Here is a 16,572-nt window from a genome sequence, read left to right on the forward strand (position 1 = left end):
GTCGGTTTAGTTTCTGCGATGTACTCTGTAAATTACATGGGAAGACAGTATGACAATGGGATGATAGACATGAAACATATCACAAGATACTATCAAGGCTTCAATGTCTTTCTGTTGACTATGCTTATTGTTCCAATTGCAAACAATATGGGAATAATGTGGGTTACAGTTGAAGCTACCACACTTGTCTCTGTTCTTTTGATAATGTTGTATTTCAAACAAAATGCCATCGAGTCGGCATGGAAGTACCTGATAATTGCAACAGTCGGGTTATCTTTTGCCTTGATAGGGATAACATTTTTTTATTATGCAAATATCAATGTGATAAATTCATCAGATGCAATGAACTGGACTGAGATGATGCATAATTCAAAACTTTTTGATCCTAATTTGGTAAAAATTGCATTTGTTTTCATACTGATTGGTTTTGGTACAAAGGCAGGTCTTGCCCCCATGCACACGTGGCTACCAGATGCACATAGTGAAGCACCGACACCAGTTAGTGCATTATTGTCTGGAGTTCTCCTGAATTGTGCCTTTTACTGCATAGTACGTTTTCATATAATCAGTAGTAGTACTATAGGTCCTGCATTTTCAAGTCAACTTTTGATAATACTTGCTGTAATCTCTGTAGGAATAGCAGCGGCATCCATCTACTTCCAAAAGGACATGAAGCGAATGCTTGCCTTTTCCAGCGTAGAACACATGGGCTTGATATCGCTAGGAATTGGATTTGGAGGCCTACTTGGTGTCTATGGCACTCTTCTTCAGATAATCAATCATGCAATAGTCAAGCCAATGATGTTTTTTGCAAGCGGAACAATTACCCAGAAATATGAGACAAAGGCAATTTCAAAAATAACTGGAGTGATCAAGGTGATGCCCGCTACAGGCGTCTTGTTTTTGATTGGAGGGCTTGCCTTGGTAGGAATGCCACCATTCAATATTTTCTTGAGTGAGTTTTTGATACTAGGTGCCGGTCTAAAGTCAGGACAATTCCTTGCCACATCACTTGTCATCATTTTCCTTGTTATTACATTTGCAGTATTTCTCAGACATGTAATCAGAATGGTTTTTGGAAATCCATCCCCTGAAATAAAAAATGATTCCATGGGAAGACTAGCCATAATTCCAGTTGTGATTCTTGGTTCATTGGTATTCATACTTGGAGTATACATCCCAGAACAATTACAGACACTTGTACACAATGCATCTGCCATAATTAATCAAGGAGGATCTACATGAATAAAATCTGGATAGAAAAATACAAAAAAGAAATTCTAGGAAAATTTGAAAATAAGATAGACGTTGCATTGGAAAACTATAATGAACTACATCTTTTTTTGAAGAATGCACAAGACATACCTGAAATTTGCAATTATATCTATGGCAATTTAGGTACACGGCTTACTACCGTGATATGCACTGATGAACGAAAATTAGGAAATGGTTTTGTGATTCGTCATGTTTTTGGAAAAGAAAATGGAGAAGATGTGTTTATTTTTGTAACTTCAAAGATAGACGAATCTATTTTGTCATATCCAAGTATTGCCATGGCAATTCCTGCTGCAACTCTTCATGAACGTGAGATACATGATATGTTTGGAATTATACCAATTGATAATCCTGATACTAGACCACTTGTTTTACATGACCATTGGGACAAAAACATATTTCCTCTGAGAAAAGACTTTGGTCTAAACACAAAGATCCCAAGACAAGAAAGGGAATATCCATTTCTCAAGGTACAGGGAGAGGGAATTTGTGAGATACCTGTAGGACCAGTTCATGCTGGAATCATAGAGCCTGGTCATTTTCGGTTTAGTGTAATGGGGGAAAACATAATCAATCTTGAGACACGCCTATTTTACGCCCATAAAGGAATAGAAAAACTTGCAGAGTCCATGAAAATTGATGATGTCTTGCTTTTATCTGAGCGTATTGCAGGTGATGAATCAATTGCAAATTCTACTGCTTTCTGCCAATCAATAGAAAAGATTGCTAGTGTTACAATCCCAAAGAGAGCCCAACAGATAAGAACAATTTTTGGAGAATTGGAAAGACTGTACAATCACATGGGCTCATTGGCAGGGATTTCCATGGATGTTGGTTTTCCATTTGGTTCCTCAAGACTCAACATACTCAAAGAGAGATTAATGAAGCTAAATGAATCACTCAGTGGAAGTAGAATTCTTTTTGGAGTTAACAGAATTGGCGGAGTAAGATGCAACATCACAGATGAAAGTAAAAAAATAATTACGGAATCCATGGATTTCATTTTGTCTGATTTTGAAAACATTGTAACTCTTCTCAAATCAAAATCATCCTTTATTGACAGACTAAAAGATACTGGAATAATACCAAAGCGAGCTGCACAAGATCTTGGATTGGTAGGAGTTGCAGCAAGATGTATTGGAATAGATGTTGATACAAGACGTGATCATCCATACTCTTCATATTTACTACATAAAAAAGAGACTCCGCATGAGGTAATGCAACGTGAGATATCCATGCAAAAAAGAAATGGAGATGTTTTGACAAGATTTGAAGTTAGAGTGCAAGAGGTACTAGAATCATTTGACATCATAAGAGCATCACTCAATTTAGAAAATGATAGCCTATACGTCAATAGGCCACAAAATCTAGAACCATTTAGATCTGCTCTAGGGTATACAGAGTCACATAGAGGGCAAACAGTTCACTGGGTTATGACAGGGGAAAATAATTCAATATTCAGATACAAGGTGAGAACAGCCTCATTTTTCAACTGGCCAATAATTGAGCAATCTGTTCTAAATGATATTGTTCCAGATTTTCCATTGGTCAACAAAAGCCTAGACTTGTCATATTCAGGGAATGACCTATGAAGAAAAAATCTGATAAGGAAATACTGGGAAATGATATTGAAACAGTCAGGGATATAGGCAATCGTTCTATTTCATCAAATTACAGGGGCAGTATTTCATTTAATGTAGAGCCTTTCAACGGAAATGAAGAATCCATTTTAGATTCATGTCCCACAAGAGCGTTATCTGCAACCAAGGATAATAAGCGAACAACAATAGCAGTAGATCACGGTAAATGCATAATGTGCGGATATTGCAGTCAGGCATCACCAGAGTTTATTACGATTCAAAGTAAACCGGCATCTCCAACTAAAATCAAAAAACAATTATCAGAATATTCTAATTCTCAGATCCAGTCTGAAAAATCATTTGAAGAAATTGGAAATGTACTCAGAGAAAAAATAAAAAAAATGTTTGGGCGTTCACTTGCCATACGTGAAGTTGATGCAGGATCATGCAATGGTTGTGAGATCGAAATTACTGCTCTCAACAATCCGATATACGACATTGAAAGATTTGGAATTCATTTTGTTGCATCGCCAAGACATGCAGATGTCTTGCTGGTGACAGGACCCGCTTCAAAAAATATGGAAATTGCTCTACTGAGAACCTATGAAGCAACACCTAGTCCTAAAATTGTAATTGCTGTTGGTGCCTGTGCCTGTAGTGGAGGCATATTTGGTGATACATATGCAACAACAGGCGGAATTGACAAGGCTATTCCTGTTGATGTCTACATTCCAGGATGTCCTCCAAGACCAGAAGTGTTGATTCAAGGATTGTTGTTAGCTGTTGATAGGATGATTACAAATGGGAAGTAAGGAGATTTACTGTTCAACCTGTAAGAAAAAACTAGGCAGATATAACGAGAAATATTTTTCTGATGATCGATTAAATGCAATTATTGCTAACAATCATACTCAATGCATACGTGAAGGCCATAATGTGATAATTTTAAGACCGTAGAACTGATGTTTAAGGTAAGTTTTGTATGCCCAGAGTAAGAAATCAAGGTAAAACTCAGGCGAGTATCAAACTAATTTAAGCAAACCCATCCCGGTATACACCGTTTTATTTTATCAAACGGTGGAAATATCATTGATAGATCATTTCTGGTATCGATCATTTTTTGTTGTTACCACTACGGAAACAAATGATTCTGTAAAAGTCCGTACTGCTTATGTTAGTTTAAAATAATTGACAATGGTACATGAGTAGAAAAGCAGAATTACAAATGAGACGAACAACTTCGCCATTTGTTACAAATGAAGAGAAGGTGCATTCAATTCATTTCTTAAACGAGCGAAAAGAATTGCTTGCAGATTTGATGAATATGGGTTTTGAAGAATCAGAGGCAATCATGTATCTAGGACTATTACATATAGGACCAGTTACGATTGGCAATCTAGCAATAAAGTTAGGACTAGACAGAGGCAAGATGTATAGATCATTGACAAAATTAAGAAATTATGGTCTTGTTACTACATCATTTTCAAATCCAGTAATAGTTACTGCGACAGAACCAAGCAAGGCATTAGATACAATAGTTGAGAAAAAACGTGATGAGCTTGATTCAATGAAAAAGTTGTCAGAAAAAGTAATCACAAATCTGAAGACCAATAAAACAGACTTTGGAACATCTGATACTAGTTCGTTTTCAGTACTTCAAAGTAGAACAATCATCTACAATAGAATTGGCAGAATCCTAGATGAAAGTGATAGTAATCTTGTCTATATCGTTACAACAACTAATGATATTGCCAAAATGTACTATACCTCAATTCCTGAGAAGATACAAAATGCCAAGAAAAATCATGCCATTATCAGAGTAATTACAGAGGATAAACCAACTAAAGCCATTTCAGAGATGATAAAGAGGTTGAACGCAAGCGAGGTAAGAGTCGGAGAATTACCCTCAAGAGGACGAATGATCGTTGAAAAGGAAAGACAACTTGTCATGTCTGAATCATCAAAGAGTTCAGCAGATTCTGGTAATAGTGATGTTGCCATCCATACAAACTCGCTTGAATTTGTACAAAATATGTTCAGTTTATGCGAATATCTCTGGAATAATTCTAAAGAATTTGTGGAGATATGAACATGTCAGATTTGATTCACCTGCTTACAATTTTGTCTGGACTGGTGGAAAAATAAAATGGGTGAAATTAAAGAGATTTTCACTCAAGAAATTTCTGATGACATAGTAAGAGATGACATTAATGATCTAGAGATAAAAAAAGAAGCAATTCAACTTGATATCAAAGATAAGATCCAAGAGCTTCTAAAAGCAGAGAGACTTGCAGTGTTGGGCGAATTTTCTGCTCGAATAAATCACGATCTACGAAATCCCCTTTCTATAATTAAGAATTCTACATCCATGATAAAAGAGAGAAATCTTAGTTTGGAGCAAAAAGTACAGCAGTGTGATACCATTGAACGGGCAATTTTTAGGATCACGCATCAAATAGAGGATGTTTTAGATTTTGTAGAATTACAAAATTTGGAAATAAAACCATGTTTTGTTTCTCAGATTATAACAAATGCATGGTCTGAAATAAGACTGCCAAAAAATAAAACTGAATTACACATGACGTATGACAAGGATGTTACAATAGACTGTGATCAGGAACAGATCAAGATAGCATTCAAAAATATTTTGCTAAATGCAGTTCAAGCAATGAATTATCAAGGTAAGATTGACATAACAATAGCTGAAGTTGCAAATCAGGTTCAAATAGAGATAGAAGATAACGGTCCTGGAATATTAGAAGATGTGTTACCAAAGATATTTGATCCTCTTTTTACAACCAAGCAGACAGGTACAGGATTAGGTCTCTCAAGTTGTAATAATATCATAAAAAGTCACAGGGGAAAAATAAGTGTCAATACAGAAATCGACAGAGGAACCAGATTCACCATTGATCTTCCAATGAATCCATATCAAGTTTTTAGCAAATTCACCCAGAAATGAGTTTACAAATAATTCAGTAAACGGCTAATTAGGATTAGTTCATTCGTCATATAACGCGAATACTTTTATTTTCATACAAAATAGAGACTGTGAAATGTCAAAAAAGTTCCTAGTCTTTATGATACTATTTTCCCTTGCGTTATCCATGACGGCAACCCAAGAGGTTAGTGCTTTAACAAATTCATCAGGACAGTACACTCGTACCACAACGGCAAGCTTTCATCCAAGCAAGATCTGTGGTGATAGAATATGCCATCCAGGAGGAAGTTCTAGCTGGTCATATGCAGTTTTGGCATCACAACGTCAAGGTGCTCCAAAAGCTACGGGTGGCTATAATGGAATGGTCATAATGCATCAATTGTTTGTCAATTCACTAGCAAAATCAAGCCAGGAAAATTCTGCAATTCCTTCAAGTCGTACAGTAAGCGAAATGCCCAATCCAATAGTCAATGCAACTAGTCCAATAGTCAATGCAACTAGTCCAATAGTCAATGCAACTGGTTCAAAATAACCCAACATTAACAACATTTCAAAAATAATCCTCATGAATTCAGATTTTCTACACATTATGAACACATTTAGGAATGCAATAGAATAGACAACTGTTGCATGTTACAAAATATCAAAAATTATTTTTAATAGTTTTTTCAGTAATAATTTTTAATTCTTGTTTGGGTCTTGCTTCATTTCCCGAGTATTTTTGGGATGAAGGAGCATATGTTGACAGAGCTATAAATTTTGCCAATACACTTCAAATGTATCAAGATCCAAACTACATAGACCATCCACCTTTAGGATGGATTATACCATCATTATTTTTTTCAGCAGTAGGATTTCCAAATTCAATAATTCATTTGCAAACTCATGATATGAATTTACAATTACTTTTGCTATTTTTAATTCCTAGACTAGTTGCTGTATCATATATCATACCAATTGCAATTCTTGTCTACAAAATATCAGATCGATTATACAATAACAAAAAATTTGCTCTAATCTCACTTGCTACTTTTGGTTTAATTCCAGCATTTTGGCCATTTCGAAATCTTTTGCTTGATCCGTTGATGATACTTTTTGTACTATTATCATTATTTTTAATCAGCCCAAGAAATGATAACGTCTTATCAAAATCTAGGTTAATCACCTCAGGATTACTCTTTGGGTGCGCATTACTAGCTAAATTTTCAGCAATTTTCTTTCTTCCTGGAATAATCATCTATGTTTTAAGAAGCAAGAAAGCATCCTATGGAATAACATGGTCGGTTCCTCTCATTGTAACTATTCTCTCATGGGTTTTTACAATGTCAAGCCAACACGGCTTATTTCACATAATATCCACTCAATCATGGCAGGCAAGCAGAGCATCCTCATTGCCATATGGTATAGCATTACAAATTCTTGTCACAGTGTTACCAATTGGATTGGTCTTTGGAATTACAGGAATAGTACGATTAGCAAAGGAAAAACAGTTTTTTGCGTCAATCTTGTCAGTACCATATCTAGGATTTTTGTTCAGAGGTGGCTATGTCGGATTTGTTCATACAATACCAATTTTACCAATACTGAGTATTTTTTCAGGAAAACCGCTTTATGATTTTGCAAATAGAATTTCTCGTATAAAATCAACCAAAAGCGATAGAACATTTGATCTACTTTTGATAGTCATGGTGTTATCATCAATTGGAATTACAGTATGGATAACATCCTTTGATGCAGGACAGGCCCAGAGAGAAGCAATACAATACCTAGCAAGTACACTGCCAAAGAATTCTACATTGGTTACAAATCCAGGTTATGGCTGGGTCATAAAACAATTCAGACCCGATATTCAAGTTACAGATGTTTTTAGTTTCAATTTTATGAAAAAAATTCCTGATGAAGTATATTTTGCAGATAGTATTCCCCCTGACAAACGTGATTCGTCCTTGATACAAACTCAGAGCATCTATGAAAAATCTTGTCCAGTAAAGACATTTGAAACAGTTCCACCACTCATTCATCCCTATTCACTTCCATCAGATATGCCATGGGATGTAATGGTAAATCACTTTACCACAAAAGGATGTCAATGACTTGCCAAAACCAAGGTGGTATACAACCCAAAGTAGACATGTAGATCCAAAGTTAATGTTAAATTGGCATGTTTGACCCAACCTCATAGTGACAGAATTTGAAGAGTTTGCATATGCCCTTTTGGACCAGCTCTCAGTGGAGCTAAACGAGGAAAAAGAGATAACAGATTCAAAGGCAAAGGCAGATCAGGAATTTGCTTCAAATACAAAATTTGAAGATATTGAAACAATTAGCAATAAACTATTTGCAGATACGTCAAAGAAGATAACAGAATTTACCGGAATTCCAGTAACACAGAACAAAGTAGAATTTCCAGAGCTTGTAGAGTTTAAGCGTCTTAAAGGTCGTAAAGTATACCCCACAAAGGAATCTGCAGAGTTTGTAGATGAACTTTTTATAGCAATTGCACATGAAGATGTTCAAAAAATAGCATCGCTTGCAGAAAAGCAGACTTTTAGATATCTAGTTTATTCCACATATGCCAAGGGATACATCTCACAGATATCTACAACATATGGAGATTTTTATGAGTCAGTAATTTATCTAAACAAGTTCATTTTATCCAGCTATCCTAAAATCATATTATACAAACAAGGTAAGCCCTATGAATCAAGATTTGATCAGGTAAATTCTGGTTACATTGGAGCGTTGAAGATGACCATTTTAGAAGAACAGGTTCATTCGATACAAAACAATCTTTACAACATAAACAAGATGGCAGTCTCTGAAGTAAACGCAATAAATGAAGAGCTTGCCAAAATTATTCTTGCCCTTGATGATCCTACAATAAAAAATCTTTACAATTACTTGCAATTACCCGAAGTTCCAGATGAATATCCAATTGCAAAGAGAGCAAATCTATTTTTCACATTAAATCCAGATAATTTCATAGTTCAAGTCTTAGGCCCAGATGTGATGACGTTTAACAAGGTAACAGTTGACCCCAAAATTTTAGAAATGATTCCACAACTTCTTGATATTTACCAAAGATGGTTAAAGCCAATACAGACACACCATGCAGCATTTACAACAATGGAAGGAATGGCAGAATTTGCAGTAAAAAACATCCTAAAAGAGGATCAAGACTTTAAGAACTATCTAGTCACATTTGCAAATAGTGACATATCATCTTATCAGATTAGAAAGAGTATGGGAACAGACTTCACAGAACATATCTTTTCAAAATTAGGCAAAGACACGTACAAAACTCTAATTGATAACCCTCCCACAACTCGAGAACTCAAAAACCCAGAAAGTTATCTAAATAGAAGATGAGTAATTTCGATCCATTTGCAGCGGAGTGGATATCTTATGCAAAAAGTCCACAATACACACTGGTTGAAAAATGTCTAAAGTTATCTCAGATACTAGAATTTCCCAATCTAGACATATCAGAGTATATCCAGAAATTAAGATCATTAGAGCAGGGATTACGCGATCATGTTTCAGATGTGAAAAATCCAATCTATTTAGTTTCTATGTTAAACGAATACATGTTTGACATTTTAGGATTTCAGGGAGATAATGATGATTATTACAACCCAAGAAATAATTTCCTAAATGTCGTAATAGACAAACGTAGTGGAATACCAATCACATTATCTATAATTTACATTGAGATTGCAAAAACAATAGGCCTTGAGCTTAAACCTGTTGGATTTCCAGGTCATTTTCTTGTAAAATATTCTGAAGAGTTAATTCTTGATCCCTTTAACAGAGGCAGTCTATTAGATATCGAGGATCTGCAAGACATATTGGATGCAACTTATGGAGAAGGAGTAGAATTTGAACCAGAATATCTAAACGATGTAGAATCAGAAAAGATTCTGATCAGAATTTTAAGAAATCTAAAGGGTTCTTACATTGAATCATTTAACTATGAAAAAGCAATGCATTGTATCAACATGGTACTAGGTCTTGAATCTGAGTCACCGGAAGATATTAGAGATAAGGGAATTGTTCAGCTAAGACTGCTACAAAAAGATCTTGCATTAATATCACTTAACAGATATCTCGAATTGGCTCCTGAAGCAGATGATGTTGATGATATTTTAGAAATGATAAAAAGTATCAAAGAGAAATCTATTCAATAATTGATTGTACGTCTTTTCCTTTTTTGATCAATTTATGTTCATAACGTACTATCTTGTTTCGCATAGTTCCTTTCAAGATATCCACTTCATTTCTCAAGCTAGCAACTTCGTCTTCCAGCCTAGCTACTCTTTCATAAATGGATTCATCTTCGCCTGCCATATATTCAATCTGCACTAGATGTGATCTTAAAAATTTATGGTTTATTTTATTGAGGGTTTTGTCAGTATTTTCTACAGCGTAAATTCAGAGTTGCATGATTGGCATTTTCCTTTCTCGCTTCCAATCACACCTATAATCAAAATCTTTCCTATAGTTCCGCATTTAGGACATAGACCAGTTGTAACGTTTTTTGGACCGCTTGCTCTTGGCTTTACTGTTTTTCTTCTTACCATTGTTTCAAGTCTGAAGATTCTATTATTAAGTTTAAGCGTAGATCGCAAAAAGCGCGGGGAGTGGGATTCGAACCCACGTGTCCTTGCGGACATGGGATTAGCAATCCCACGCCCTACCAGGCTAGGCGACCCCCGCATAGATGTTGCTGAAATTTAAACTGTTATTATAACTTTGGAACTGAAGTTAAAATGAATTTACTTACTCTTCGCCAAAACGTTTGTAGTTTTGTACAAGATCTTTGAGATGAATTTTTTCTCCGCCTACAATCTTTAAATCTACTTTAATCTTGCCTTTCTCAATTGTTATGATATTGTACGTATTCTCAAAAAGTCCTCTCATTCTTTCAGAGGATACAGTTCCAGCATTTGCTATTGATAAATTTCCAAAATGCCAAAACCATGGTCTATGTTTGTGGCCACATATGACTAGGTCTATCTTGCCATCCAATGCAGTCCTTAAAACATCGCCAGAGTCTATTACAGTAACTCTGTCAGTTCCTGTATCAGGAACGCCAATTAGGTGATGATGCATTGCAAGTATCTTGGTCTTGTTTTCATATTTTTTCATGGTTCGCTCTAGCCATAGATTCTGTCTATAACCTACCTCGCCCTCGTCTCTATCAGGTCTTGCAGTACCAATTGTTACAAGTACAGTATCGTCATCAAGCTCATTTACTGAATCAAATGGAAAGTACTTTTTGAAAAGAAGATATCCTGTATTTCTATAGTCATGATTTCCACTAATTGTGATTATTTTTTCAGCCTCAAACTGGGAAAACTTTGCTTTGCATTTCTCATATTCTTTGAGTAGCCCCTCATTTGTAAGATCACCCGTAGCTACAATAACAGATGGTTTTAGCTCGTTTATCTCTTCCACAGCTAGATCAAAGATTTCTTCTCGGAATTGAGATCCTACGTGAATATCTGAAATCTGTACTATTTGCACAACAAAACATCCGATAAATGAGGAGTTTAAGCTTTAGCATTATACAATAAAATTTTCAAATAATTTTCTAGTTAGAGTTAAATATGCTTATCTTATCACGTTGGCTGATTTGGGAAAGAAAGCTGCAGTTATCAAGGGAGATGGCACGGGTCCAGAACTTGTAGATGCCATGTTACGTGTCCTCCGAGCTTGCAATACTCAAACAGAACTTATTTTGTGTGACGCAGGTTCTGAGCAGTGGGAGAAACACGGTGGTGCAACATACATTCCAGATTCTACTATGAAGTTGCTTGAGGAATGTAATGCGTGTTACAAGGGTCCTACCACAACAATTCCTCGTCCAGACGCACCAAGGAGCGTAGCTGTTACAATACGACAAAAATTTCAACTGTATAGTAATGTCAGACCGATCAAGACTTACGATAGATTATCTCCTAATAGAAAATTGGATTTCGTGTGTTTCAGAGAGGCAACAGAAGGCCTCTATGCAGGTATTGAGTTTAAAATTTCTGAGGATGTAGCTATTGCCATAAGGAAGACAACAAGGAAAGGTTGCCAAAGAATCATCAAGGCTACATTTGAGTGGGCAAAACAACATAACATCAAGAAGATCTTTCCAATAACAAAGAGGAATATTCTCAAAGAAACAGATGGTATTTTCTGGAGTGAGGTTGAAAAAGCAAAGGCAGAGAATCCAGGTATCGAAGTGGAGGAATATTATATTGACAATATGACTCAACAGTTAGTAAAAAACCCCGAGAGATTCAATGATTCAATCTTGGTGAGTACTAATCTGTTCATGGACATAATATCAGAATGTGCGTCAGGAAATATCGGTTCAATCGGAAATGTATATTCAGCCAATATCGGAGACACTTATGCCATGTTTGAACCAGCTCATGGAAGTGCACCAAAATACAAGGGATTGGATAAGGTCAATCCTACCGCTGCCATTCTTTCTGGTGCATGGATGGTCGAATATCTCGGAGAACCCGACATAAGAAATGCCATTTTTGCTGCAACTGAACAGGTCATCAATGAAGGAAAGTATGTCACATATGATATTGGCGGAAATTCTCCCGGAACAAAGATGACTGAAGCAATCGCGGAGATTGCAAAACAAAAACTAAGAAAGTAGCATAACTTTCATGTGTTTCTTACACATTCTACAAGTAGTAACTCCTCGTAGAATAATTTCTTTCTTGCAACTATCTTTACATCAAATCCAAGTGATTCACATAATTTTATCAAGATAGAATAATTTGCAAGTGATGAAGTAAGAAATATTATTTTTCCACTTTCCCCAATTCTCTGACTAGCAGATTTTATAATCATGGTTGGAACCTCAGTACCATCATGCAGGCCATCTACTGCAGAATCAACTAATTCATCAGACGGTAGATATGGTAAGTTACATACGATCAGATCAAAACTAGTTTGTAGTGCATCAGCTGCATTACAACAGATACAATTGGTAGTAATCTCATGTGCTTTCTTTAACGCAAAAATGTTTATATCAGTTGCAACAACAAATTCAAAATTTTTGGATAAAACTTTTGCAAGAATGCCAGAGCCAGTTCCAATATCGAGTGCAAATCTGCCTTTTTGATTTTCTAGATAATCAGCTAGAAAAATTGAGTCCTCTGCTGGAACATAGTAACTATTTTGTGATTCTTTTTGCAATTTCTATTATCTCACCTTCATGCATCTCTTCTAATCTTTTATCTGAATCAATCTCTAGTCCCATTTTTTTTCCAATGCTTCGTATGGTCTTTCTCTTAAATGAAAACAGTTTGTTGACATTTTGTACAATCTGTTTGGAAAGCACCTGCTTTTGAACAAGAGATATGACTACAGAATCAACTTTGGGGGATGGTCTAAAGTTGGTATTTTTCACTTTCATTAGATTTTCAATATCAAAGCAATAGCTTGCAAGAATAGATATGGATCTTCTTTCTTTTCTACCCGTTTTGGTAAGCAATTTTTGGGCAAATTCCTTTTGAACCATAATAATTGCGCGCTTGAACTTTTTTTGAGTAAGCCATTCTATAGCAGCACGGCTCTCAGAATATGGAAGGTTGGATACAAAGACTGTAAATTCAGTATTTTTCTTGAAAGCATCACCTTTTTCTAAGACTAGATTCTGGATTTGTGAAAATGTCTCCTTTGCTTGTGAATACAGCACTGGGTCTTTTTCAATTGAGATTACATGTTTTGCATTTTCGCAGATAAGTGGTGTAAGAATACCTTTACCAGTACCTACCTCAAGAACAATATCGTCTTTTGTAATCTTGGCGAAGTTAACTATGGATTTTGCGATTGAGTGTGATGTTAAAAAATGCTGTCCTAATGACTTACGTTTGATCATTTTCTAACAAAGAGACTCATCCTTGTTTCTCCGGTTATCTCTTCGATGATTCTCTTTGCAATCTGTTTTGCAGGGTCTTTTAGTCCAACTCTTTCTTGCAAGTCTTTAAAATCAGTAAACTTTTTCTTTTCTCTTTCCTCCAACATTGTCTTCATGTAGGTTTTTCCAATACCAGGAATTAGTTCAAGTGCATGTATTCTTGGAGTGAGTGGTTGTGCATTGTTTAGATAATCTATAAATCTTTTTTCGTTTTGTAATACGATCTTTTCCACCACGGAGATGAGTTCACTCTGAGCAGAAGATGATATTTGATTGTGTTCCAGTCTGCCAAGAACTGAGAGGATTTTTGTTCTCCCTTCCTTACCAATGTATACTCGTTCTCCTATCTCAAAGGTAGAGTTTGGCATTGCTAACAATTCAAGTATTGTAAGTCGCTCTTCTCCAAGAGCTGTAACTATTATTCCATCCCTACCTCTAACAGTAGTTGATTTTCCCCTTGTGACAAAGTCTAATACGTATGCGTATTCCTCATACTTTCTAGTTTGAGTGTGTTCCAAGAAAACCGTACTCCTGAACTTACGAATTCTCCTTGATTATCTTTAGCATTTTGTCGAGCGTTTCAGCAAGAATTAATTTCTTCCAGCCAAAAGTAAATGCTCGCAATTCAGCTTCAGTACTTGGGAGATTATTTACAATTTCTACTGCTTCTTCTTCTTGTATACCACAGTCTTTTACAAGTTGCTGCTTGAGTTTCTTTGCAGCCTTTGCATCAATCTTTGAAAATTTGGTAACATAATCATATGTCCATCGTTGTATCTGATCCATTGATTCAGTATCAACTTTTTCCATAATTTCTTTTACTTCTGGAATAGAAATGCCTTGTTTTTTCTTTACTTCTTCCATTCTTTAAACAACACCGAATGGTTTGATATGATCTAATCTAGTGATTAAGGTTTTTGGCCTGTTACCAAGTTTAACTATTAGTTTTACCGTTCTACGACCAGCTTCTGTCACTGTTCCCACTTTTCCATGATATCTTCTATGTGGCAATGCTTTGTGTTGTGAAGGATCTATGATTACCAAAACTTTGTCTCCTACAGCATACTCTCGAAGTAGGAAAGAGACTCCTCTGACTTTATCTTTAGTCATAACGGATCGAGATTTATGCATAAAGCCGTGTGAGCGACCCTTTGGTTTCTTAGTAGTCATTAATCGCTAAGACTTGAGATGACCATAATTTAACACTTACTGGACATAAAAGAAAAGTAGTGAGGTATGGAAGTACTGCACTTCCATCCACGGGACAGGATGAGACCAGTTATTCTTCAGCTTCTTCTTTCTTTTTCTTCTTTGTTTCATCCTCTGGGTCTGAAACACCACCTTCTGTTAGGGTGTAGAGAGCCTCTTGTTCTGGATGATGCGGACTATCAACCATTCTTGCAATTCTCTTCTTACCTGATTTCTTGAGGTATACACGATATGTTGAAGCATGTGCAACAACATTTCCTCCAACAGGTCTTGTTGGGTCGCCAAAGAACTGATCAGGTGATGACTGGACTTGGTTTGTTGCAATTGCGGCTATATTGTATGTCTCTGCAGTTCTTGAAAGCAAGTGCATGAATTTGTTTAATCGCTGTTGTCTTACAGAGAGCGTGCCTCTGCCAAGAAATTCTGCTCTGAAAAGTCCCACAGCAGAGTCTACAACAAGTAATTTTATTTTATGCTCTTCAATTATAGGACCTGCCTCTTGCAAGATTAATTCCTGATGAGCACTATTGTATGCTCGTGCTACTATAATTCTCTCAAGAACTTTTTCTGGATCAAGTCCTTTTGCTTTAGCAATTGAAACAATTCTTTCTGGTCTGAATGTGTGTTCTGTGTCAATATACAATACTCCACCATCCAATCCACCTTCTTCTTTTGGTTTTTGAACAGTTACACATATTGTGTGACAGAGTTGTGTCTTGCCAGCACCAAATTCACCATAAACTTCTGTTACGGCTTGTGTCTCAATTCCTCCATCAAATAGAGTATCAAGTGCATTAGTTCCGGTTGTGATCTTTCCAATGTCCTGTCTTCGCTTGTAAATCTCAGTTGCAGTGACAAATTCTTTAGCAATTTGACCGTTGTCAATTAGCTGTTGTCTTGCTTTATTTACCAGATTTATAGCAGCGTCAAGATCCATACCAGTAATTTCTGATATGTCCACTGGTCCTCTTATTACAAGATCCATAATGTTATGAACTCCTGCATCACTTAGCTTCTTGGAAGTTACTGGGCCTACCCCATCTAGATTTTCTAATCTTAAATCGTCCATCTTACCGTATGGTACGGTACGAGTACCTAATAAGTTTAGTGATATAAGGAACTGTTACCTAATCGGTTGTTTTTGTTGATTTCTCTTGTTGTTCCATTCGGTTGATGATGAGTTGATTATTTATTAAAATTAGGTTTTACTAATTCTGGGAGAACCGTATTATCACTAACATGTACTAAATAATGATTAGTAGTAGTGTTACATCTATTTCCATACGTGGAATATCATTGATTTTTCCATGTAACAGATCGGATCAGATAATTTCAAAATAAACAAACATAATCTTTTGAATCTATACCTCATAATTGTTTATGCAGACTCTATACTGCACACGAAAACGGTTCGTGTTCTAAGGGTAATACCTTAGAGCATGAGCCGAATAGAGTCTGTTATTTTTTTATTTTATTCAAAAATGACTGGATCAAATGTCCTTTAAACAGAAAATCAATTATCTCGTAGGCAAAAACTGTAAGACCAATAAATATTCCACCCGTAGGAAGAACTAACAGAGTATTTCCCAAAATAAGAGCCGATTTGAACGAAGCAAAGCCTGAAAATATAACAA

At 35.9% G+C, this 16,572-nt stretch carries 19 protein-coding genes and 1 tRNA gene; 10 read left to right on the top strand and 10 right to left on the bottom strand.

Going from position 1 to position 16,572, the window contains the following annotated elements:
• The 9 genes from C0Q33_RS00405 to C0Q33_RS00445 all read left to right on the top strand — a co-directional run.
• The coding region (locus tag C0Q33_RS00405; RefSeq protein ID WP_218192573.1) for a hydrogenase 4 subunit F at window positions 1-1,245 on the top strand (1,245 nt) is incomplete at its 5' end.
• Complete coding sequence (locus tag C0Q33_RS00410) at window positions 1,242-2,867, top strand: hydrogenase large subunit (RefSeq protein ID WP_101476626.1); 1,626 nt, start codon at window positions 1,242-1,244, stop codon at window positions 2,865-2,867. The genes C0Q33_RS00405 and C0Q33_RS00410, both read left to right, overlap by 4 nt.
• A complete protein-coding gene (nuoB, locus tag C0Q33_RS00415; RefSeq protein WP_101476627.1) occupies window positions 2,864-3,667 on the top strand; it encodes an NADH-quinone oxidoreductase subunit B family protein in 804 nt (267 codons plus the stop codon). The genes C0Q33_RS00410 and nuoB overlap by 4 nt, the downstream gene beginning before the upstream one ends.
• 389 nt (window positions 3,668-4,056) lie before the next feature.
• Window positions 4,057-4,944 carry a helix-turn-helix domain-containing protein gene (locus C0Q33_RS00420; protein ID WP_101476628.1) on the top strand — a complete coding sequence of 296 codons (888 nt, stop codon included), beginning with the start codon at window positions 4,057-4,059 and terminating at the stop codon, window positions 4,942-4,944.
• Window positions 4,945-5,001: 57 nt separating this feature from the next.
• Complete coding sequence (locus C0Q33_RS00425) at window positions 5,002-5,817, top strand: sensor histidine kinase (protein ID WP_101476629.1); 816 nt, start codon at window positions 5,002-5,004, stop codon at window positions 5,815-5,817.
• A 94-nt stretch (window positions 5,818-5,911) separates the two neighbouring features.
• A complete protein-coding gene (locus C0Q33_RS00430; RefSeq protein ID WP_101476630.1) occupies window positions 5,912-6,328 on the top strand; it encodes a hypothetical protein in 417 nt (138 codons plus the stop codon).
• A gap of 160 nt (window positions 6,329-6,488) precedes the next feature.
• Complete coding sequence (locus C0Q33_RS00435) at window positions 6,489-7,889, top strand: ArnT family glycosyltransferase (RefSeq protein ID WP_133120958.1); 1,401 nt, start codon at window positions 6,489-6,491, stop codon at window positions 7,887-7,889.
• A gap of 88 nt (window positions 7,890-7,977) precedes the next feature.
• Window positions 7,978-9,165 (top strand): hypothetical protein, encoded by a 1,188-nt coding sequence (locus C0Q33_RS00440; RefSeq protein WP_101476632.1) that lies wholly within the window; start codon window positions 7,978-7,980, stop codon window positions 9,163-9,165.
• Window positions 9,162-9,983 carry a SirB1 family protein gene (locus tag C0Q33_RS00445; RefSeq protein WP_101476633.1) on the top strand — a complete coding sequence of 274 codons (822 nt, stop codon included), beginning with the start codon at window positions 9,162-9,164 and terminating at the stop codon, window positions 9,981-9,983. Before C0Q33_RS00440 ends, C0Q33_RS00445 begins: the two co-directional genes overlap by 4 nt.
• On the opposite strand, the gene C0Q33_RS09120 is transcribed toward C0Q33_RS00445, so the two are convergent.
• The 4 genes from C0Q33_RS09120 to C0Q33_RS00460 all read right to left on the bottom strand — a co-directional run bounded on the left by C0Q33_RS09120 (window position 9,973) and on the right by C0Q33_RS00460 (window position 11,322).
• Entirely contained in the window at window positions 9,973-10,143 is a 171-nt protein-coding gene (locus tag C0Q33_RS09120; RefSeq protein ID WP_165776396.1) for a hypothetical protein, read from the bottom strand. The two genes, C0Q33_RS00445 and C0Q33_RS09120, sit on opposite strands and share 11 nt — an antisense overlap.
• A gap of 71 nt (window positions 10,144-10,214) precedes the next feature.
• Window positions 10,215-10,376: a hypothetical protein gene (locus tag C0Q33_RS09125; protein ID WP_165776397.1), complete on the bottom strand. Its 162-nt coding sequence runs from the start codon at window positions 10,374-10,376 to the stop codon at window positions 10,215-10,217.
• Window positions 10,377-10,428: 52 nt separating this feature from the next.
• Window positions 10,429-10,512 (bottom strand) — tRNA-Ser (locus C0Q33_RS00455).
• A gap of 63 nt (window positions 10,513-10,575) precedes the next feature.
• Complete coding sequence (locus tag C0Q33_RS00460) at window positions 10,576-11,322, bottom strand: metallophosphoesterase family protein (protein ID WP_101476635.1); 747 nt, start codon at window positions 11,320-11,322, stop codon at window positions 10,576-10,578.
• Window positions 11,323-11,431: 109 nt separating this feature from the next.
• Between C0Q33_RS00460 and C0Q33_RS00465 the strand changes: the two genes are divergently transcribed.
• On the top strand, window positions 11,432-12,460 hold the full coding sequence (locus C0Q33_RS00465) for an isocitrate/isopropylmalate dehydrogenase family protein (protein ID WP_101476722.1): 1,029 nt from the start codon (window positions 11,432-11,434) through the stop codon (window positions 12,458-12,460).
• An 8-nt stretch (window positions 12,461-12,468) separates the two neighbouring features.
• Here the strand turns inward: C0Q33_RS00465 and C0Q33_RS00470 are convergent, their stop codons facing one another.
• The 6 genes from C0Q33_RS00470 to radA all read right to left on the bottom strand — a co-directional run bounded on the left by C0Q33_RS00470 (window position 12,469) and on the right by radA (window position 16,007).
• Complete coding sequence (locus C0Q33_RS00470) at window positions 12,469-13,005, bottom strand: HemK2/MTQ2 family protein methyltransferase (protein ID WP_101476636.1); 537 nt, start codon at window positions 13,003-13,005, stop codon at window positions 12,469-12,471.
• The gene (gene rsmA / locus C0Q33_RS00475) at window positions 12,983-13,690 is read right to left on the bottom strand and encodes a 16S rRNA (adenine(1518)-N(6)/adenine(1519)-N(6))-dimethyltransferase RsmA (protein WP_101476637.1); all 708 of its coding nucleotides are present in this window, start codon (window positions 13,688-13,690) and stop codon (window positions 12,983-12,985) included. The genes C0Q33_RS00470 and rsmA overlap by 23 nt, the downstream gene beginning before the upstream one ends.
• Window positions 13,687-14,247, bottom strand: coding sequence for a DUF655 domain-containing protein (locus C0Q33_RS00480; protein WP_101476638.1), 561 nt, complete (start codon window positions 14,245-14,247; stop codon window positions 13,687-13,689). Before C0Q33_RS00480 ends, rsmA begins: the two co-directional genes overlap by 4 nt.
• 19 nt (window positions 14,248-14,266) lie before the next feature.
• Window positions 14,267-14,593: an RNA polymerase Rpb4 gene (locus C0Q33_RS00485; protein ID WP_101476639.1), complete on the bottom strand. Its 327-nt coding sequence runs from the start codon at window positions 14,591-14,593 to the stop codon at window positions 14,267-14,269.
• Window positions 14,594-14,596: 3 nt separating this feature from the next.
• Entirely contained in the window at window positions 14,597-14,899 is a 303-nt protein-coding gene (locus C0Q33_RS00490) for a 50S ribosomal protein L21 (protein ID WP_101476640.1), read from the bottom strand.
• A gap of 109 nt (window positions 14,900-15,008) precedes the next feature.
• Window positions 15,009-16,007 (bottom strand): DNA repair and recombination protein RadA, encoded by a 999-nt coding sequence (gene radA, locus C0Q33_RS00495; protein WP_101476641.1) that lies wholly within the window; start codon window positions 16,005-16,007, stop codon window positions 15,009-15,011.
• Window positions 16,008-16,572: the final 565 nt, after the last annotated feature.

Source organism: Candidatus Nitrosotalea bavarica (assembly GCF_900167955.1).
GTDB lineage: Archaea > Thermoproteota > Nitrososphaeria > Nitrososphaerales > Nitrosopumilaceae > Nitrosotalea > Nitrosotalea bavarica.